17 protein-coding genes are annotated in these 19948 nt (G+C 66.6%); 8 read left to right on the top strand and 9 right to left on the bottom strand.

Annotation, left to right across the window (positions count from 1 at the left end; all coding sequences use genetic code 11):
- The first annotated feature begins 95 nt into the window (after positions 1-95).
- Positions 96-1313, top strand: a complete 1218-nt coding sequence (locus QFZ60_RS19610; RefSeq protein ID WP_307092649.1) for an ROK family transcriptional regulator — start codon at positions 96-98, stop codon at positions 1311-1313.
- A gap of 35 nt (positions 1314-1348) precedes the next feature.
- Here the strand turns inward: QFZ60_RS19610 and treS are convergent, their stop codons facing one another.
- From treS to QFZ60_RS19585, 5 genes are all read right to left on the bottom strand, one after another.
- A complete protein-coding gene (treS, locus tag QFZ60_RS19605; RefSeq protein ID WP_307092647.1) occupies positions 1349-3625 on the bottom strand; it encodes a maltose alpha-D-glucosyltransferase in 2277 nt (758 codons plus the stop codon).
- A gap of 156 nt (positions 3626-3781) precedes the next feature.
- A complete protein-coding gene (locus tag QFZ60_RS19600) occupies positions 3782-4927 on the bottom strand; it encodes a glycerate kinase (protein ID WP_307092646.1) in 1146 nt (381 codons plus the stop codon).
- A 1-nt stretch (position 4928) separates the two neighbouring features.
- Entirely contained in the window at positions 4929-6374 is a 1446-nt protein-coding gene (gene dctA / locus QFZ60_RS19595) for a C4-dicarboxylate transporter DctA (protein ID WP_307092645.1), read from the bottom strand.
- Between the two features lie 129 nt (positions 6375-6503).
- Positions 6504-7601, bottom strand: a complete 1098-nt coding sequence (locus tag QFZ60_RS19590; protein ID WP_307092643.1) for a tartrate dehydrogenase — start codon at positions 7599-7601, stop codon at positions 6504-6506.
- A gap of 213 nt (positions 7602-7814) precedes the next feature.
- Positions 7815-8699 carry a LysR family transcriptional regulator gene (locus QFZ60_RS19585; RefSeq protein ID WP_307092641.1) on the bottom strand — a complete coding sequence of 295 codons (885 nt, stop codon included), beginning with the start codon at positions 8697-8699 and terminating at the stop codon, positions 7815-7817.
- A 183-nt stretch (positions 8700-8882) separates the two neighbouring features.
- Between QFZ60_RS19585 and QFZ60_RS19580 the strand changes: the two genes are divergently transcribed.
- Both QFZ60_RS19580 and QFZ60_RS19575 read left to right on the top strand, forming a co-directional pair.
- Complete coding sequence (locus QFZ60_RS19580; protein WP_307092640.1) at positions 8883-9767, top strand: GAF and ANTAR domain-containing protein; 885 nt, start codon at positions 8883-8885, stop codon at positions 9765-9767.
- Complete coding sequence (locus QFZ60_RS19575; protein WP_307092639.1) at positions 9764-10690, top strand: SGNH/GDSL hydrolase family protein; 927 nt, start codon at positions 9764-9766, stop codon at positions 10688-10690. Before QFZ60_RS19580 ends, QFZ60_RS19575 begins: the two co-directional genes overlap by 4 nt.
- Here QFZ60_RS19575 and QFZ60_RS19570 read toward each other — a convergent pair.
- Positions 10687-12039, bottom strand: a complete 1353-nt coding sequence (locus QFZ60_RS19570; RefSeq protein ID WP_307092638.1) for a uracil-xanthine permease family protein — start codon at positions 12037-12039, stop codon at positions 10687-10689. The two genes, QFZ60_RS19575 and QFZ60_RS19570, sit on opposite strands and share 4 nt — an antisense overlap.
- A 200-nt stretch (positions 12040-12239) precedes the next feature.
- Here QFZ60_RS19570 and QFZ60_RS19565 point away from each other — a divergent pair, with 200 nt between their 5' ends.
- Together QFZ60_RS19565 and QFZ60_RS19560 are read left to right on the top strand one after the other, a co-directional pair.
- Positions 12240-12845 carry a malonic semialdehyde reductase gene (locus QFZ60_RS19565; protein ID WP_307092635.1) on the top strand — a complete coding sequence of 202 codons (606 nt, stop codon included), beginning with the start codon at positions 12240-12242 and terminating at the stop codon, positions 12843-12845.
- Between the two features lie 104 nt (positions 12846-12949).
- On the top strand, positions 12950-13459 hold the full coding sequence (locus QFZ60_RS19560) for a 2'-5' RNA ligase family protein (protein ID WP_307092634.1): 510 nt from the start codon (positions 12950-12952) through the stop codon (positions 13457-13459).
- Here QFZ60_RS19560 and pgm read toward each other — a convergent pair.
- Entirely contained in the window at positions 13456-15120 is a 1665-nt protein-coding gene (gene pgm / locus QFZ60_RS19555; RefSeq protein WP_307092632.1) for a phosphoglucomutase (alpha-D-glucose-1,6-bisphosphate-dependent), read from the bottom strand. The two genes, QFZ60_RS19560 and pgm, sit on opposite strands and share 4 nt — an antisense overlap.
- A 239-nt stretch (positions 15121-15359) precedes the next feature.
- Here pgm and QFZ60_RS19550 point away from each other — a divergent pair, with 239 nt between their 5' ends.
- Positions 15360-16304: a nuclease-related domain-containing protein gene (locus QFZ60_RS19550; RefSeq protein ID WP_307092631.1), complete on the top strand. Its 945-nt coding sequence runs from the start codon at positions 15360-15362 to the stop codon at positions 16302-16304.
- Here the strand turns inward: QFZ60_RS19550 and QFZ60_RS19545 are convergent.
- On the bottom strand, positions 16264-17190 hold the full coding sequence (locus QFZ60_RS19545; RefSeq protein ID WP_307092630.1) for a LysR family transcriptional regulator ArgP: 927 nt from the start codon (positions 17188-17190) through the stop codon (positions 16264-16266). The two genes, QFZ60_RS19550 and QFZ60_RS19545, sit on opposite strands and share 41 nt — an antisense overlap.
- A 95-nt stretch (positions 17191-17285) precedes the next feature.
- Here QFZ60_RS19545 and QFZ60_RS19540 point away from each other — a divergent pair, with 95 nt between their 5' ends.
- Together QFZ60_RS19540 and QFZ60_RS19535 are read left to right on the top strand one after the other, a co-directional pair.
- Positions 17286-17858 carry a LysE/ArgO family amino acid transporter gene (locus tag QFZ60_RS19540; RefSeq protein ID WP_307092629.1) on the top strand — a complete coding sequence of 191 codons (573 nt, stop codon included), beginning with the start codon at positions 17286-17288 and terminating at the stop codon, positions 17856-17858.
- Between the two features lie 33 nt (positions 17859-17891).
- Positions 17892-18356, top strand: a complete 465-nt coding sequence (locus tag QFZ60_RS19535) for a DUF4190 domain-containing protein (protein ID WP_307092627.1) — start codon at positions 17892-17894, stop codon at positions 18354-18356.
- Between the two features lie 84 nt (positions 18357-18440).
- Here the strand turns inward: QFZ60_RS19535 and QFZ60_RS19530 are convergent, their stop codons facing one another.
- Positions 18441-19883 carry a cytosine permease gene (locus QFZ60_RS19530; RefSeq protein WP_307092626.1) on the bottom strand — a complete coding sequence of 481 codons (1443 nt, stop codon included), beginning with the start codon at positions 19881-19883 and terminating at the stop codon, positions 18441-18443.
- Between the last annotated feature and the right edge of the window lie 65 nt (positions 19884-19948).

Here is a 19948-nt window from a genome sequence, read left to right as displayed (position 1 = left end):
GAACTACTTTTGACGCTCGTCAAGCAAAAGTTGTTTGTTGCGCGTCGTCCTTCTGCGGTAATGACAGCAGTAAGTAAGAGTGTTATGACTTAGACATGACTTCAGTGACGGGCAGGCAGGCCGGAAAAGACTCCGACGTCGGCAGCCTGTCGCGCGCCGGCGACCTCTTCCAGCTGCTGCGTGACGGCCAGGCCCGCACCCGCGCCGAGCTTGCCCTGAGTACGGGACTGGCCCGGTCAACCGTGGCCTCGCGGATCGACGCGCTGATGCTGTCCGGCCTGGTGGGCCCCGCAGGCGAGGCGCTCTCCAGCGGCGGCAGGCCGCCGTCGCGCTTTGCCTTCAACCCGGCCGCCCGCCTGGTGCTGGCCGTGGATGTGGGTGCCACCCACGTCATCGTGGCGGTCACGGACCTCGGCGGGAACATCCTGGCCGAACACCGGCTGGCGCAGCAGGTGACCGACGGGCCGGAGGCGGTCCTGGACCAGGTGGTGGCGCAGGGCAAGGAGCTGCTGGCGTCCACCGGACGAAGCGTCGCGGAACTCGCCGGGATTGGCATCGGCCTGCCCGGACCCGTGGAACACGACACCGGCAAGCCCGTCAAGCCGCCCATCATGCCGGGCTGGGACGGGTTCGACGTGGTCAGCTACGTTCAACGGTCCCTGCCCGTGCACGTGCTGGTGGACAACGACGTGAACATCATGGCACTGGGGGAGCAGTCCGCCCACTGGCCCGAACACAACAACTTCTTCTTCGTGAAGGTGGCCACCGGCATCGGCTCGGGCATCATCAGCAACGGGGAACTGCAGCGCGGCGCCAACGGCACGGCAGGAGACCTGGGGCACGTGCAGGTGGCCCGCGGCGCGGATGTCCTGTGTGCCTGTGGAAACTACGGGTGCCTGGAGGCGCTGGCGTCCGGTCCCGCCGTCGTGCGTTCCCTCCGGGACCAGGGGCTGGAAGTGGCCAAGGGCGCGGATGTGCTCCGGCTCGCCGCCGACGGCAACCTGCAGGCCATCCAGGCCCTGAGGCAGGCCGGCCGGGACATCGGTGAGGTGCTGGCCACCGTGGTCAACCTGCTCAACCCGTCCGTCATTGTGGTGGGCGGCAGCGTCGGCGAGACGGGGGAGCACCTGGTGGCCGGCATCCGTGAGGTGGTGTACCGGCGCTCGCCGCCGCTGGCCACCTCGCACCTGCGCATCAACGGCTCACGCGCCGGCAGCCAGGCGGCGGTCCTTGGCGCCAGCAAACTGGTCACCCAGTATGTCCTCTCGCCGGCCGTCATCGAAGCCACGCTGGCGGGCGCCATCGCGGGGTAGGACCCGAAGTCCAGGCCCTACCCCGGGATGTACCTTTAGGCGTCCGCCTCGGGCTCAGGTGCTTCGGTCAGGATCAGGGCAGTTCCGCCGTAGGCAGGCAGTTCCAGGAAGAAGCTGTGCAGGTCATCCACCTGCCCCACGGTCTCGCCGCTGAACAGGTCCTTGACGTTGGCGCCGGGGGGCAGCTCGTTGGACTGGATGCTGCCAGCGATGTCCTGCCCCGAGAAGTTGAGCGCGGTGACCTGAAGGGTTCCGTCCGTGAGCCTGTTGACCAGTACAAGTGCGCCGCGGTTGGAAACGTCCGGGACATCGAGCAAGGCCCCTGTGGCGATTCCGTTGTCTTCCCGCACGGTGAGGATCCGCTGCAGCCGGCGCGCGAACGAGTCCGGGTCCTTCAGCTGGTCCGGCAGGGAGCCATAGAGGCTGCGGGCCCGCGGCATCCCGGAAGAGGAGGTGATTGCGTCCGGGCTGGTGCCCATGAGGTCGTGGGCGCCGCGGTTGATCCAGCGGGTATCGCCCTGCGAGGTCAGTTCCCGTACGCTGCTCCGGTCCAGGGCCAGGATTCCCGTGAGGTCCCAGCCGGACAGGGCAAAGACGCCAGGCTGCAGGGCGTTGTACATGGCCAGCAGCAGGTGGACGTCCCGGATCTGGGCTTCCTGTTCCGGGGTGGTGGTGGACGGGTCCTTGATGCCCAGGGCAGCCATGATGAAGCTGACCGAAGTGCAGGCAATGCCGTTGGTGGTGAAGACGGCGTTGTATGGCCCGTTCTCGCCGGTCAGCCGCTCGCGCATGGTCTGCTGGATCTGTTCGGCCAGCTGGGCGCCGGTGAGTTCCTCGCCGTTGAGCTCGAACATCTCGTCCCGGTGCCCGGCGGCGAAGTGCAGGAGCTCGTAGGTGAGTTCGTCATGGTTCTGCAGTGCATGCACTAGCGAGGCCTGGTCCACACCGATCTCCAGGGACAGGCGGAGGGTCAGCCGCAGGAACTCGGTGTCGGCCGTGATCAGGGAGTAGTGGTAGGCGGGCCGGGTGATGAAGTCGTAGGAGAGGTCCGGGCCGGCGTCCGAGGTTGCCTTGATGTCGTCGATGGTCAGGTTCAGCTCCTGGAAGGAGAACCCGCCCACCTTCCGGATCATGGAGCCGATGAGCTGGTTGGCGGCCTCGGACAGCGGGTGGCCTTCGGACCAGCCGGGCTGTTCCTCGGCGCTCTTCTCCACGCCCAGGAAGCCGTTCGCATCAAGGCGCAGCGCCCCCGTGCCGAGGTCCACGAGCGAATGCAGGGCGTCGCCCACCACCAGGCGCATCCCGGCGAAGGTGGGGTCCAGCCAGTTGATGGAGGGCTGTCCGGCCTTGAAGTAGTGCAGGTAGACCCAACGGCGAGTCTTGCCGGTGGTGTCCACGATGGGCCGGGTGGCGCTCCAGTTCGTTTCCTTCACCCCGGGTTCATAGAAGATGACCCGCTGCAGCCGGCCGATGATGTAGCCGGCCTTCTGCAGCGCCTGCTCCGAGTCGGGGCTGAGGTTGACCGAGTCGGCCCCCTCCGGGACGTCCGGGAGCAGGTGCCAGTCCTCTTCCGGGATGTCCACCATGTGGTAGATGCCGGGGTAGTCCCGGAAATTCATTTCGGCCAGGCGGAAGTCCGCGCCCTTGCCGGTGTGGCCCGGGACGATGTCGTCGATGACCGTGCCGTCATGCTCAGCGGCCACCTCGCACATGCGGCGGAACTCCTCCTCAGTGCCGAAGACCGGGTCGATCGCCATGCTGATGCGGTCGAAGTGCCCGTCCACGCTGGGAGTGTGGGACCAGCCGCTGATGCCGCCGGCGAGCTTCACGGGTCCGGTGTGGATGCCGCGGATGCCGATTTCACGGAACGCCTTCCACATGGCCGGATCGCCCAGGGCGGAAAGGAAAGACTGGCCCGTGGGGGTGATGAAGGACAACGGGTAGGCGGTGAACCACACGGAGGCACGTTCGACGGCGGCCCGCGGGTTGGGATGGGCATAGGAGTTTTGCCACATGCTCGCCTGGCCGGACAGCTGCCGGGCCAACGTATTCGCGTCCCCGAGCATGGCCTGGTTGCGGAGCCAGTCCACGTAGGCCGCGTTCCGCCCGTCGAACTCGAAGGACGGCCTGCTGCCTACGAACTGGCGCCGGCGCGCGATGGGCCGCAGCGCCTTTGGCCTGGCTGCAAAGAACTGCTCGTCGAAATTGACGTCCAGTTCCGCCGTCGGCTCCGCAGCGCCCGCTTCCACTTCCCCGTTGCCTGCGGCTGCATCCGCTTCCGAAGTGTTCCCGCTGGTGCCCGGCTCCCGCATAAGCTCCTCTTTCCATTGCTCGTTTCCGTGCTGGCATGGATGCTCAAAAGACCCCCTGCCCAAGGAAAGGTACCCAGGGCAACAGGGAGTATTCGGCGTCCCCTCTCCCGATGCTACTGCGCAGCGGGGCCGGTGGAAGGGACAAACGTGCCCGGGCTAATGGATGCTTTGCCCGATCTCCCGGCCAATCTGCTGGAGGAGGTCGGCGGAGAGCCGGGGGTCCTTGGCGGAATCCCGGCTGGTGTAGTCAGCCAGGGCATACACCCGGCTCAGGGACAGGTCTGCCCACCGTTCACGGGGCAGCAGGGAGCGACCAGCCACCGCGATGATGGGGCGGCCGCCGGAACGGCGGGCCACGGCGGCCGGCAGTTTGCCGGCGAGGGTCTGCAGGTCGATGCTGCCTTCGCCCGTGATGACCACATCGCAGGTGTCCCTGCGAGTATCGAAATCCAGCAGGTCCAGGAAGAAGTCCGCTCCCGATACCTGCCGCGCGCCCAGCAGCAGGCAGGCGTAGCCTATTCCGCCGGCGCTGCCGGCTCCTTCATGGCGGGCCAGTTCGGGACCGGAGGCAGATCCTGCGTCTGCCATCCTTGCCACGAAGTGCACCAGGCCGGCGTCCAGGCGCGCCACATCCGCCGGCCCTGCCCCCTTTTGCGGTCCGAAAATGGCCGCGGCGCCGGAAGGACCGGTCAGGGGATTGGAGACGTCGCTGGCCACGATCAGTTCAGCCGCCGCCAGGCCGGGAAGGGGGAAGCCCTGGACGGAGTGGATCCGGGACAGGGCGTGCCCTGTCCCTTCCAGGTGGAGGCCATCGGCGTCGGTAAAGGTGTAGCCCAGGGCGGACAGCATCCCCATTCCGCCGTCGGTGCTGGCACTGCCGCCCAGCGCCAGCACGATCCGCGCAGGCGCCAGGCTGAGTGCGAAGCGGATGGCTTCGCCGAATCCCCGACTGGAGGAGTTGAGCGCGTCAAGGGCGCCGTCGGGCAGGAGCGAGATCCCGCAGGTGTTGGCAACTTCCACGACAGCGGTGACTCCATCGAAGGCAATGGACGCCTGCACTTGCTGCCCTGTTGGTCCGGTGACCTGGCAGGTGTGCCGGGCGAAGCCTGCCGAGACCGCGGCGTCCACGCTGCCGTCGCCGCCGTCGGCCAGTGGCAGAAGGTCGCACTGGACGGCCCGGCCGGCCCCGGCGGTGGACCGGAGTCCCGCCGCCAGGGCCTGGGCCACCTCACCTGCAGTGAGGCTGCCCTTGAACTTGTCCGGCGCGATGAGGGCACGGACGGAGGGTGTAGAGGTGGACATATCAGACGGTCTCGGAGTAGGCGGGGCGGCGATCGGAAGGAAGGGGATGCCCGACGCCGGCCGGATCCTTCCCGGGGACAGGCACCTGGTGGAGGTCGTCGTCGTTGAGGTCCGCCCCGGCACCCAATTCCGCGGCCTGCGCGGGCAAGGGTTCCACTGCTTCGCCGGCAAAGACGCGCCGTACACGGTCGGCGTCAAGCGTGCGGTCCCACCAGGCGATGAAGAGGGTGGCCACGGCGTTGCCGGTGAAGTTGACCAGGGCGCGGCACTCGGACATGAACTTGTCGATTCCGAAGATGAGCATGATGCCTGCCGCCGGGATGGTGCCGATGGTGGCAAGCGTGGCCGTGAGGGCGATGAAGCCGCCGCCTGCCACGCCTGCTGCCCCCTTGGAGGTCAGCAGCATGACGGCAAGCAGGCCCAGCTGCTGGCCAATGGTCAGGTCGGTGTTGGTTGCCTGGGCGATATAGAGGGCCGCAAGGGACAGGTAGATGGCCGCGCCGTCCAGGTTGAAGCTGTACCCGGTGGGGACCACCAGGCCCACGGTTTCCTTCTTGACGCCGGCGTATTCCAGCTTGCGCATCAGGCCGGGGAGGGCGGGTTCGGCGGTGGAAGTGCCCAGGATGAGCATGTATTCCTCTTTGAGGTGCCGGATCATGCTGAAGATATTCAGTTTCAGGAAGGCCATGATCGAGCCGAGGACCACCACCACGAAGAGGATGGATGTGGCGTAAAAGAGGGCGATGAGCCCACCCATGCTGGTCAGGGAGGAGACGCCGTACTTGCCCACCGCGTAGGCCATGGCACCGAACGCGCCAAGTGGCGCCGCTTTCATGATGAAGCTGAGGATCTTGAACATCACGGCGGTGAGGCGCTGCACGCCGTCCAGTACGGGGGCGCCCACTTTGCCGATGGCGTTCAGGGCGATGCCAAAGACGACGGCGATGAAGATGATCTGGAGGATGTCACCCTCCACGAAAGGCCCAGCAATGCTGTTGGGGATGATGTGGGTGATGAACTGCCACCATTCCTGGTGCGCTCCGGCGTCGATCAGTTTGGCCGCCGAGTCCGAGGTCTTGATGGCACCCGGGTCGGCGTTAACTCCTTCGCCGAGGCGGAAGATATTGATGGCCACCAGCCCGAATGCCAGGGCGCAGATGGTGCCGACCTGGAAATAGGTGAGTGCCTTGAGGCCCGTCATTCCGACCTTCTTCAGGTCGGCGACGCTGGCGATGCCGCCCACGATCGTGAGGAACACGATGGGTCCGATGAGCATCTTCATCGCGTTCACGAACGTGGTGCCGATGGGTTCCATGGCGATGCCGGTGGCCGGCGCGAGCCAGCCCACCAGGATGCCGATGACGATCGCTGTCAGTACCCAAAAGTACAGTTGCCGGTACCACCGGGTTTTCGGGGCCGCTGTTGCGGCAGTGCTGTTGTGGTCCATGATTCCTACCTCATTGTTGGAATGTCGCTGGAGGATTGCTGAAGAAGTCTGTTGAGGGGGTGACGTACGACGTCGGCCGCCAGCCGCCGTCGTACGTCACCGTTAGTGGCCAATACTTAGGTGGGTGTCCTAAACGGCTGCCGGAGCGAGCGTCAGGGCCTTGATGATGGCTCCGGTGACGTCCTCGGTGGTGGCGTCGCCGCCCACGTCGCGGGTCAGGTGCCCCGCGCCGGTTGCTGCCTCGATGGCGGCTTCGACCCGACGTGCTTCCTCGTGCAGGCCGAAGTGGTCCAGCATCAGGGCCGCGCTGGCAATGGCACCGATCGGGTTGCTGATGCCCTGGCCGGCGATGTCCGGCGCAGAACCGTGGACGGGTTCAAACATGGACGGGAAGCGGCGCTCCGGGTTCAGGTTGGCGCTGGCAGCCAGGCCCAGGCTGCCGGCCAGCGCAGAGCCGAGGTCGGAGAGGATGTCGGCGTTGAGGTTGGAGGCGACCACCACTGACAGGTCCTCGGGCTTAAGGATGAACTTGGCACTCATGGCATCCACCAGGACGCTCTCGGTCTGGACATCCGGGTAGTCCAGGGCCACGCGGTTGAAGACCTCGTCCCAGAGGACCATGCCGTACTGCTGGGCGTTGGACTTGGTGACCGAGGAGACCCTCTTCACTGTGCGGGTTCGGGCCAGGTCGAATGCGAAGCGCATGATGCGCTCGCAGCCCTTTTCGGTGAACAGTGCGGTCTGCAGGGCCACCTCGTTGCCCGGGCCGCGGCCGCTAAGGTTGCGGCCGCCCAGGCCGGCGTATTCACCCTCGCTGTTCTCGCGGACCACAACCCAGTCCAGTTGCGTGTTGTCGGCCTTGCGCAGCGGGGACTGAACGCCCGGGAGGAACTTCACGGGGCGGATGTTGGCCCACTGGTCGAAGTTCTGGGTGATGTTCAGGCGCAGGCCCCACAGGCTGATGTGGTCCGGAACGTTTTCCCATCCGACGGCACCGAAGTAGATGGCGTCGAAGTCCTTCAGGGCATCCAGCCCCTTGGGGTCCATCATCTGCCCGGTCCTGGCGTAGTACTCCGAGCCCCAGGGGAACTCGGTCCAGTCGAAGGCGAACTTGCCGTTGGAGCTTTCGGCCAGGGCGTCAAGGACGCGGCGGCCGGCGGCCACCACTTCCTTGCCCACGCCGTCCGCGGGGATTGAAGCGATGCTGAAAGTCTGGTTGGCGCCCATGCGGCTACCTCCTCATTGAATGCGGGCAGTGTGTCCTGTTGCCGGAGTCACACTGATTTCTTCCTCTTCAAGTAGACGGGGGGTCCGCACCCGGCGTCCAAGACCAAGATTCGATCCGGCTGATAGGAACGGCCTATCGATTTTCCATCGATTGCTCCGATAACGCCGTTCTGAATCCCCAAAACGGCGTTATCGGAGCATCGATAAACCCGGCTATTCCGCGTGCTGCCCGGCGACCTCCAGGAAGGCGCGGGCCGCGGGAGTGAGATCGTCCTTACGGCTCAGGATGGCCACCTCCAGGTGCAGCACCGGTTCGATCAGGAGCGTCCGCAGGCGGGCTTTGTGCGCGGTGGGGGCCCAGGAGGAGGGCATCACGGCGTGCCCCACACCGGCCAGAACCAAGGGGAGGATGGACGTGCGGTGGGCCACCTCCACCACAATCTCCGCTTCGATGCCCTGGGCCAGTGCATCGTCCACAAGCCAGCGCATCAGGGAACCGCGCTGGCTTGCAATGATGCGGTGGCCGGCAAGGTCCTCCCGCACGATCGCGTTGCCGGCACGGAAGGTATCCGCCTTTGGGTTGACGATGAGGATCAGAGGCTGGCGCTCCAGTTCCAGGACTTCGACGCCGGGAACGCGGATGGCAGTGGGGGAACCGGCCAAGCCGATTTCCGTGCTGCCGCTGCGCACGGATTCGATGACTTCCTCCGGCGTAAAAGCAGCCCTGACGTTCAGCCGGACCGACGGGTAAGCCTGCGTGAAGGCGGCAATCATGGTGGTGAGGGGCTCGATTCCCGGTGAGGGCATGGTGATGATGTCCAGCTGGCCGCTCCGGATGCCCCGAAGCGCCTGCACCGCGGATTGTGCCGCCGCGAGGTCCCGCATCACCAGCCGTGCCGGACCCACCAGCTCCTTGCCGGCGTCGCTGAGGACAGCCCGGCGGCCAATCCGGTGGAACAGGGGGACGCCCAGCTCTTTTTCCAGCCCGGCGATGGTCTGTGACAGCGAGGGCTGGGCGATCAGCAGATGTTCGGCCGCGCGGTTGAAGCCGCCGTGGTCAACAACCGCCAGGAAATACTTCAGTTTCCGGGTGTCCAAAGCGGGCTCCTTCTGCGGCTGGCCGTTGCTGCGGTGCGCCTGAAGCCTACCTACGCCCGCCCCGTACCGCGAATCCCCCTTTCCCCCTTGTTTCGCCGAGTTTGCCCACTAAGGCCGCCGTCGGTCGTATTCTTAGAACAAAGGTTTTGCAGTGGGCCGGAGTGCTGATAGCAGGGCTGGAGCATGGCCGCTGAACCCACGGGGCAGGTTGGCTGGGGACCGCTTCCAGTTACCCCGGAGCCGGTTTTCGACAGCAAGGACGTTGAAGACTACCTCCGGGATGTGACCCGCGATTTCATGGCGGGCATCAAAGGTGAGCGCCGCAGCATCAGCTGGGCGGCCACCCTCTTCCGCCTGGGCAAGGCGCACACCCTTGCGGCCAGCACTGAGCAGGCACTTGAGGCGGACCGCGAACAGTGTTCGTTTGCCGATGGGCCGGTCATGGAAGCCATGCGTACCGGGGAGTTCGTCCTGGTGTCGGACCTGAGCCGGGACCGCCGTTGGCCGGGGTATTCCAGCGCCGCCGCCGGCCACGGCGTGCAGTCCCTCCTCTCTGTCCCCATCCTCACCGAAGGCGGGACCAGTGCCGGCATCAACCTTTACGCGCCGTCCCCGCATGCCTTCACCAGCGATGACCTGGTGCTCAGCCAAAGTTATGCGCGTGAGGTGGCGCGTGCCCTCCGGGTTGTGGTCCGGGTGGCTGAGCGTGCGGAAGCGACGGCGGGCCTCGCCGTCGTCCAAAGCTCCCTGGTCCTGGTGGACCTCGCTGTGCGCAGCCTGATGAACGAATACGGCCTCACCCGGGAGGGCGCGCTGCGGTTCCTGCAGACGCAGGCGATGCACCACGAGCTGGATCTCCGGGACGCGGCATTGAACGTTGTGGCCCCCACGGGGATGGGCCCAGGGGCCGGGCAGCCTTCGGGGCTGCGGCAGGAAACGTACGACGGCGTGGCGGAGCTCCCGCGGCCGTCGTCGGCGGGGCGGGACTTTCCAACCGGAACGTCGCCCCGCAAGAACGCTGCGGCGGGGAAGGAACCCCCGCCCGCTGCGGAAGGGAGGACAGCATGACCATCGAGAAACAGGAACTGCGCTCCATCGCGGACGGACCGGGCAGGCACCCCTGGCACCGGTTTGTAGCCCTGGGGGACTCCTACACGGAAGGGGTTGGCGACCCCGAACCGGACAGCCTGGGCGGGCTCCGGGGCTGGGCTGACCGGGTGGCGGAGGAGCTGGCCGACAGCCAGCCGGACTTCGCCTATGCCAACCTGGCCATCCGCGGCATGCTGCTGCGGCAGATCCTCGACGGACAGCTGGAACAGGCCCTGGAGCTGAAACCCGACCTGATCGCCATGTCCGGCGGTGGCAACGACATCGTGTTCCGCCGCGGCGACCCGGACAAGCTGGCGGAAAAGATTGATGAGGCCGTGGGGGTCCTGGCAGCTACGGGCGCCACGGTCCTGCTGTACGCCGGCCCGGACTGGGGGAACACGCCGGTCTTCGGCAAGATCCGCGGCCGCGTGGCCATCTACAACGAACACCTCCACCGAATCGGGACCCGGCATCACGCCATCATGGTTGACCTTTGGTGCCTGCCGGAACTGCAGCACGCGCTGATGTGGGACCCTGACCGGCTGCACTTGTCCCCGCTGGGCCACCACTCGGTGGCCGTGGCCACCCTCAACGCCCTGGGCGTACCGCACACGCTCAAACCGTCCCAGCCCCGGCCCCTTCCGGAGCACGGCTGGTCGCAGGCCCGGGCCGAGGACCTGGTGTGGGCCAAGCAGTACTTTGTGCCATGGGTGCTGAAGCGAATGCGGCCTCACCAGATGAATGGACTGGCGGCGAAGCGGCCGCAGCCAGGCCCAGTGTTCGGCGTTGGCCGTCCCGGTCCCTTCCCGCCCGGCCACCCGGCCGCCGGGACGCTCGTGCCCGGCGCTGCCTATGGGGTGCCCGGAACGGACCCGGAACTGGGAACCGGCAGCGCGGCTTAGCGCTTCTTGGGGGAGCGCTTGGCCGCGGCCTTCATGGCGGCCTTGGCCGCGGGCGGCAGTACGCCCTGCTCGGTTTCGGGTTCAGCCACTGTTCCGCGGGCGTTCGCGATGGCCTTCATGCCGTGGTAGATCACCAGGGCGGCGGCCGAACCCAGGGCGATGCCCGTGAACTTCAGGTCGCCGATGGTCCAGGTGTAGTCCGCGATGCCGATGATCAGGGCCACCGCGGCAGTGGTCAGGTTGACCGGGTTGGAGAAGTTCACCTTGTTCTGCACCCAGATCTTCACGCCCAGGATGCCGATCATGCCGTACAGCATGGTGGCCGCGCCGCCCAGCACGCCTGCCGGGACGGTGGCGATCAGCTCGCCGAACTTCGGTGAGAAGCTGAGCAGGATGGCGAACATGCCCGCCACCCAGTAGGCCGCCGTCGAATACACCTTGGTGGCTGCCATGACGCCGATGTTCTCCGCGTACGTGGTGGTGCCGGACCCGCCACCCAGGCCGGCCAGCACTGTCGCGGCACCGTCAGCCAACAGCGCGCGTCCGGAGACGCCGTCGAGGTTCTGCCCCGTCATGGCCGCAACCGACTTCACGTGGCCGATGTTCTCCGCCACCAGCACCAGGACCACCGGGACAAACAGGCCCAGGACGCCGATGTGGAACTCGGGGGTCTGGAAGTGCGGCAGGCCCACCCAGGCCGCGGCGTCCATCTTGTCGTACTTGACCTCGCCGCGGAGCATGGCCACGAGGTAGCCCACCACCACGCCCACCAGGATGCTCAGCCGACCCAGGATCCCGCGGAACAGGACGCTGACCAGGATGATGGTGACCAGTGTGATGAGGGCGGTGATCGGGGCGGCGTCGAAGTTCTGCTTGGCGGCGGGGGCCAGGTTGAGGCCGATCAGTGCCACGATGGCGCCGGTGACGATGGGCGGCATCAACCGGTTGATCCAGCCGGCGCCGAACTTCTGCACCACGGCACCCACCAGGGCCAGGGTGGCACCGGCCAGCACCACGCCGCCCAGGGCACCGGGGATGCCGAACTGCGCCTGTGAAGCCGTGATGGGGGCAATGAACGCGAAGCTCGAGCCCAGGTAGCTGGGCACCCGGCCCTTAGTGATTACCAGGAACAGCAGCGTGCCGATCCCGGAGAAGAACAGCGTGGTGGCGGGCGGCATCCCGGTGATGATGGGAACCAGGAAGGTGGCGCCGAACATGGCCACCACGTGCTGCATCCCGACGCCGATGGTCAGGGGCCACGCCAACCGCTCATCCGGGGCCACCACCTGGCCGGGCTTGATGGTTTTGCCGGTGCCGTGCAGCTTCCATTTGATTCCGAGCATGCTCATGGGAAGGAATGCCTTTCAAGGGGGTGCCGCGAGGGGGCAAAGAATAACTTGCTCCAGAATACCGCCAAGTATTTGCGGCCGTCCGCTGTGGCCAACGTCACCGGCCGTCACGGGAAGAGGAGGAAAGCACTTGAAGTTGCAACTATGGAAAGCATCAGAGGCCACCCCAGCAGTCGGGCGGCGCAGCGAAAGGTAAGCCAATGACCATTGCCCATGAAGAAGCGGTTATCGATTCGGCAGCCGTGGACGCCATCTTCGCCCAGGCCCGCACCGCCAACTCCTTCACCGGCGAGGTGACCGAGGAACAGGCCCAGGCCATCTACGAGCTCACCAAGTTCGGCCCCACCGCCTTCAACTCCCAGCCGCTGCGCGTCACCTACGTCCGCTCGCCCGAGGCCCGCGCCACGCTGGTGGACGCCCTGTCCCGCGGCAACCAGGCCAAGACGGCGTCGGCTCCGCTCGTGGCCATCCTCAGCTACGACACCGACTGGGCCGGCAAGTGGGAAGACTTCCTCCCCGGCTACAACGCCCCCAAGGCCATGTACGACGCCGATCCGGAGCTCGCCGCCGCCACGGGCAACAACAACGCCCACCTGCAGGCCGGTTACTTCATCCTGGCCGTACGCTCGCTCGGTTTCGCCGCCGGCCCCATGACCGGCGCTGACTTTGCCGCGATCGATGCCGCCTTCTTCCCGGCCGGCGACCAGAAGAGCTTCCTGGTGGTCAACATCGGCCAGCCGGCCGCCGACGCCTGGGGTGAGGCAAAGCCCAAGTTCTCCTACGACGAGGCCGTCCGCACCGTCTAACGCTTCCCCTGATGCTCCATCACTTATGGTCCCTATTCGGCTGAATGGGAACCATAAGTGATGGGGCATCTGTGCTTAAAGCCGGCCGGTGGGAGACTGGGCGTATGCCCCTGCGGAACCTCATCTTTGTGGCCTTCGTCGAGCCGGTGGCTGCCGGCCAGGTTTTTCCGCGGACGGAGTGGCCGCTGCACATCACCCTGGTGAGATTCGACGCCGCCACCACAGATGGTGCCGACGTCGCCGACAGCATCGCCGGGCTCGCTGCGCCGCATGCCGAAGCGGCCCTTGGAGCCCCGCTGGTGGTGGGGGAGGACGCGGGGTTCGGGCGCAACGGCTCCGTCCCGGTCAACCTCATCAGGCCCCAACCGGACCTCCAAAGGCTGCATGAGAATCTCGTCGAGGCAGTCGGCGTCCTCGGCGGCAGGATCCTGACGCCGGCGCACACCCGCGCGGGCTACCGGCCCCATGTTTCACACCATGGCAGCAAGCGCCTCCACCCGGGCGACGCCGTCGTGCTTGACCGCGTCGCCCTGGTGGATATGGCTCCCGGCGGGGACCACACCACCAGGCGTGTCCTCCGGCTCTGGAGCCAGGAGTTCCCGGAGCAGGGCTAGGCGATGACGCTGTCCACCAATGCCTTGGCCTCCGCCTGCACCTGCTTGAGGTGCTCCTCGCCCTTGAAGGACTCGGCGTAGATCTTGTACACGTCCTCGGTGCCGGAGGGACGGGCCGCGAACCAGGCGTTCTCGGTGACCACCTTCAGGCCGCCGATGGCCGCGCCGTTGCCGGGGGCCTCGGTGAGCTTGGCCGTGATCGTCTCGCCCGCCAGTTCGGTTGCCGTGACATCCGACGGCGACAGCTTGCCAAGTGCGGCCTTCTGCTCCCGGGTGGCTGCGGCATCGATCCGCGCGTAGACGGGGGCGCCGAACTTGTCCGTCAGCCCCTTGTACAGCTGGGACGGGGAGTTGCCGGTGACCGCTGTGATCTCCGAGGCCAGCAGTGCCAGCAGGATGCCGTCCTTGTCCGTGGTCCAGACGCTGCCGTCCAGCTTGTTGAAGGAGGCACCGGCGGATTCCTCGCCGCCGAATGCGCCTTCACCGGAGAGCAGGCCGGGCACGAACCACTTGAAGCCAACGGGAACCTCCACGAGCTTGCGGCCCAGGCTCTCGGCGACGCGGTCGATGATCGAGGAGGACACCAGGGTCTTGCCGATGACCGAGGCCGGGTTCCAGCCGCTGCGGTTGCGGTAGAGGTAGTCGATGGCGACGGCCAGGTAGTGGTTGGGGTTCATCAGCCCGGCGTCCGGGGTGACGATGCCGTGGCGGTCGGCGTCGGCGTCGTTGCCGGTGGCCACATCGAAGGCGGGCTGGCCGGAGGCTGCGGCGTCGGACATCCGCTGGATCAGCGAGGCCATGGCCGACGGCGAGGAGCAGTCCATGCGGATCTTCTCGTCCCAGTCCAGGGTCATGAAGGCCCACTGCGGGTCAACGGTCGGGTTCACCACTGTGAGGTCCAGGTGGTGCCGCTCACCGATCTCGCCCCAGTAGTCCACGGACGCCCCGCCCATGGGGTCGGCGCCGATCCGGACGCCGGCATTGCGGATGGCGTCCAGGTTCAGGACGGACGGAAGGTCGTCCACATAGCTGCTCAGGAAGTCGAACTTGCCCGTGGTATCCGCGGCCTGGGCGTCAGCCAGCGGAATCCGCTTCACGCCGCGCAGCCCGTTTTCCAGCAGCTCGTTGGCCCGGTTGGCGATCCAGCCGGTGGCGTCCGAGTCCGCCGGGCCGCCATGCGGGGGGTTGTACTTGAAGCCGCCGTCGCCGGGCGGGTTGTGGCTGGGGGTCACCACGATGCCGTCGGCCTGCGGGGCTCCGGGCGCGGCCTTCCGGTTGTACGTAAGGATGGCGTGGCTCAGGGCGGGGGTGGGCGTGTAGCCGTGCCTGGCGTCGACAAGGACCTGGACGCCGTTGGCGGCGAGCACCTCCAGGGCGGAGTTCTGTGCGGGCTCGCTGAGGGCGTGGGTGTCCTTGGCCAGGAACAGGGGGCCGGTGACGCCCTGTGCCGCCCGGTATTCCACGATTGCCTGGGTGATGGCAACGATGTGCTGTTCGTTAAACGACGCCTTGAGGCTGGATCCCCGGTGCCCCGAGGTGCCAAACACCACGCGCTGGCCGGGATCACCCAAGTCCGGCGCAATGTCGTAATACGCGTCAAGGAGCGCAGTGATGTCAACAAGGTCCTGGGGTTGGGCAACTGTGCCCGCTCGGCTAGCCATGGCTCCAGCATGCCAGAAGCTGGCAGGAGTCCAAACGACCCGCCCAAAATCCGGACCCTGTGACATGCAATGACGCCGTCAACCAAGTAGTCCACCTGAGTACCCGGCCGGAAAGTACCTATATACCCGGCCTTTGGCGCCCTGCTACCTTTCAAAAAATTCCAGGAAAACAACCGAAAGACAACGGACGACGGCGGGCCGCCGCCGTCGTCCGTCCGGCAAGGAAACGGGGACGTCCAATGGGGGCAGGAGACGGGGCAGCTGAGCAGTCCAGGCTGGCTGCCGAGCGCGTTGCGAGGCTGAAGCGCCAACTCGACCAGGCGGAGCGCTCCACGAAGGCGTGGGACGCCGGCGCGGTTGGCGAGCGGGTGGTGGCCGAGAAGCTCAGCGAACTGGTCCCACGCGGCTGGTACGTGCTCCACGACGTCCACTGGCCTGGGCGGCCCAAAGCGAACCTTGACCACGTCCTGGTGGGCCCCGGTGGTGTTGTGGTGGTTGATTCAAAGAACTGGACCGGCGAAGTGCGGGTGGCGTCCGGGGTGCTGTGGCAGGGCCGGTTTGCGCGCACCCAGGCCGTCGAAGGCGCCCTGGCCCAGTGTGCTGCCGTGGCCTCGGTCCTGGCTCCGCCGCACCGCCGGTTGGTGCGGCCACTCATCTGCATGTCCGCGCAGCCTGATCTTTTCGGAGTCACGGACTCTGATGTTGCCGTGGCGGGTTCGCAGCGGGTGGTGGGCGCCATCGAGTCGCTGCCGGCCGTGCTCGACCAGCAGACTGTCGTGGGCCTGTACGCGCATCTGGGCCAGCAGCTAACCCATGAGCAGGAGCCAGGCATCACGGCCCTGCGCAGCGTGCGGCCGGGAACCGTGGTGCGCCCCGCAGGAGCATTGCCGCCCGCTGGCCCTGCACAACGTCTGCGGGAGCATTCCGGATCCGGGGACGGGACGGGCCGGAGCCAAAGCGAGGCGCGGCACCCCGCGGGCCGCGCCCTTCCTCCCGGTGCAACGAAGTCAGGGCAGCCCACACGGCGGACGGCGGGAACGCGGACAGGGTCGTCGGCGGGATCAGCGCACCGCGGACGGAACGGTAAGGCCCAGCAGCATGGCGGTACCAGCGGAGGAAAGCTTGCCCTGCTGGCAGCCTTCGTCATTTTTGCCGTCTATATCCTGCCCTACTTGGGCCGTTAGCCTCCGCCGCATCTCCCGGCAGCAGCCGCCCTTTGGCTGCCGCACGGACTGCAGCGGTCATCCGGTTGAGCCGGTCTGAATCGAGGGTCCAAGCCTGCCAGTAGAGTGCCACATCCTGGTGTTCGGCGTCCTCGAGCCGGACCAGGGCGCCGGATTCCAGCTCATCCGTCAGCTGGAGTTCCGGAATCATTCCCCAGCCCAGGCCGGCTTTGACGGCCGCGAGGAATCCCTGGGACGACGGGACGGTGTGCGTGGGAGGGGACTGCCGCAGGGGCTTCCCAGTGAGCAGCTGCTGCTGCAGGTTGTCCTTGGTGTTGAATTTCAGGACGGGCATTGCTGCCCAGTCCACGCCCCCGGAGGCGGAGAACCGGCGGCGAAGCGCCGGAGTGGCCACCGGGATGTAGCGCATGGAGCCCAACAATTCGGCCTTGCACCCGCTGACCGGGATGGGATCCGACGTCACCGCGCCCATGACCTCGCCCTCGCGCAGCAGCTGGCTGCTGTAGCCCTGGTCCTCAACGCGGAGATCGAGGGCAGAGTCCTCCCATTCGGCGGCCTGGTGCAGGACAGGGACAAACCAGGTGGCCAACGAATCCGCGTTGACGGCCACCGGCAGGTGTGCCCGGGCGGCGCTGCCGGAGCCCAGCGCTGCTGACGTCTCCGCCTCCAGCACCTGCACCTGGCGGGCCATCCGCAGCAGCAGTGCGCCGGCGTCGGTGGCCGAGCAGGGCAACCTCCGGCGCACCAGCACCTGGCCTACCGAAGCTTCGAGGGCCTTGATCCGCTGGCTTACCGCGGAGGGCGTGATCCGGAGCAGGTCCGCGGCTGCCTCAAACGTTCCTTCATCAATAACAGCCACCAAGGCTTTCAGATGCTCCAGGTTCATGAAGCTATTCTAATGCGCGCCAAGAATCCTTCATTTGCCTACAGTGTGGCCGGAAACCTACCGTCATAGCTATGTGGACTGCAGGAATAACGGGAATGCTGACCGGGATGGCGCTGATCGTGGCGATCGGGGCCCAGAACGCCTTCGTGCTCCGCCAGGGCATCCGGCGGGAGCACGTCGGGGCGGTGGTGGCTGTCTGCATGGCCGGCGACGCCCTGTTGATCCTGGCCGGAACGGCGGGCATCGGGGCCCTGGTCACCCGGTTTCCCGAGGCGCTGGAAGTGCTGCGCTGGGCCGGAGCGGCCTACCTGCTGTCGTTCGCGGTACGGTCCTTCATGGCGGCCGCGAAACCCTCGGCCCTGGCGGAACAGGCTCCCAGGTCGAAGAATTCGGTGATTGCCACTACGGCGGCCCTGACCTTCCTGAACCCGCATGTCTACCTGGACACGGTGGTGCTGGTGGGCAGCCTTGCCAACCAGCAGGGCGCCGACCTGCGGTGGATCTTCGCCTCAGGCGCGGTCACAGGAAGCGTGGTGTGGTTCTCCGCCCTGGGGTACGGGGCAAGGGCGCTGGCGGGAGTGCTCAGCAGCACCCGCACCTGGCGCTGGATTGATGCGGCCATCGGCGTGCTGATGCTGATCCTGGCGGTCCGCCTGGTCCTGCACTGAAGTAGGCTGGAGCCAGATTCGCAGGGGAGAAACATGAGTAACCAGCCATCCCAGGGACCTGACTACCAGCGTGACGGTTCGCCGTGGCCCAGCTACCAGCCGCCACCCCAAAATGGGCAGGGCTACAGCCGTGGCCAAACCCAGTACGGCCAGGCACCGTACAACCAAGCCCAGTACAAGCAGCACCAGTACAACCAGCCGCAGTACTTTGGCCAGCCGTCCTACTACGGCCGGCCGGTGGAAGCGAAGACCTTGAGCATCGCGAGCATGGTCTGCGGCATTGCGTCGGTCCTCATGGGCTGGCTGTTGCTCCCGCAGTTTGCCGCCATCATCACCGGCCACCTGGCCCTCCGCCGCGAACCCTCCGGCAGGGGTATGTCCATCACCGGCCTGGTGCTGGGGTACCTGTGCCTGCTGGGTTACGGAGCCATCTGGCTCCTGCTCATCATCGGCCTGGCCGTCGCCGGCACTGTCGGTTCGAATACCGGCACTTTCTAGCCCCGCCCGCCCGGGAAAGCGAAGGCGACGGCAGCCCTGGCTGCTGCCGAGCCCAGCCACCCGGGCCCGCACCGCCGTCGTGCCTTATCCGTTCATTGCAACGGCCGGCGTCTGGGCCGGATTCTCCGGGTAGATCGTCTGCGCCGGCGCGCGGTTGGTGGCCCTGGCCCACGGGTAGTAGATGGCCAGGGTGACCACGATGCCCACGAGCCAGGAGATGTCCGCGCCGCCCAGCAGTTTGGTCACCGGCCCGGTGTACAGCGCCTGCGCCAGGAACGGGACCTGGATGACGACGCCGATTCCATAGGAAACCAGGGCGGCGACGTTCCAGCGGCCGTAACGGCCGTCCGGGTTGTAGAGGGCGGGGATGTCGAGGCGGTCCCGCGAGATCTTGTAGTAGTCCACCAGGTTGATGACCGACCACGGCGTAAACACCATGAGCAGCAGGAGGACGAAGTTCTTGAACAGGTTCAGGAAATCCTTGCTGGCAAAGAGTGCGATGAGCACGCTGGCCCCAATCACCGCAACGATGAAGGCAATCCGCACGGCCTTGGAGACGGTATCCCTTCGGTTGACGGCGGTGCTGATGGTCACGCCGCACATGAACGCGCCGTAGGCATTGAGGCAGTTCACCGTCAGCTTGCCCGTGACGATCATCAGGTAGATGAAGCCAGCGATCAGGCCGCCGCCGGCGAGGTCGCCCATGTAGCCCACCTGGTTCTTCAGGAAGTCCCCGCCCAGCTTTGCGGCGGAGAGGCCGCCGGCCAGGGCGCCCAAAGTCATGGCCCACTGCGCGCCGCCCACAGAGCCGGCGAACGTGTACCAGAAGGTCTTCCGTTCCGAGGTGTCCGCGGGCAGGTAACGGGAGTAGTCGGCAACATAGGGGCCGAAGGTAAGCTGCCAGCCGGCGCCCAGGGCAATGGCGGTGAGGAAGGTGGGCCACTCAAAGCCCTTGACCATCATTACCTGGGTGACGTCGAACTTGGTGGCAACGGCAACCGTCAGGTACAGGAAGCCCGTCAGCCCCAGCGCCGTGGCGATTCGGCCCAGTGCATGGATGTATTTATAGCCCAGGATGGCCAGAAGTGCTGTTGCGGCACCGAAGAGGAGAATTCCGACGGCGGGCGCGTCCACTCCCAGCATGAGGTTGATCGCCTGCCCCGACAGGACGGTGCCGGTGGAGGCGAATCCGACGTACATCAGGATGACCAGCACCAGCGGAATCACGGCCCCGTAGACGCCGAACTGGGCGCGGCTGGAGATCATCTGCGGCAAGCCCAGCTTGGGGCCCTGCGCTGAGTGGAGGGCCATGACGGCGCCGCCCAGCACGTTCCCCACCAGCAGGCCAACAATGGCCCAGAAGGCGTCGGCGCCGAACACCACGGCCAGGGCGCCATCCACAATGGCTGTGATCTGGGCGTTGGCACCGAACCACAGGGTGAACTGGCCGCGTGGGTGGCCGTGCCGCTCGCCGGGCGGAATCATATCGATCGATCGTGCCTCTACGGCGGTGCTGCCTCCGGCCATGGCCTAACTCCTCAGTGATGGAAAACGTAGTGTCCATCACACCGGGTTTGGTTCTCCGTCTACAC

The sequence above is a fragment of the Arthrobacter sp. B2I5 genome, assembly GCF_030816735.1.
GTDB lineage: Bacteria > Actinomycetota > Actinomycetes > Actinomycetales > Micrococcaceae > Arthrobacter.
Note: the sequence above shows the minus strand (reverse complement) of the source record. Positions and strands in the feature narration are given on the sequence as shown.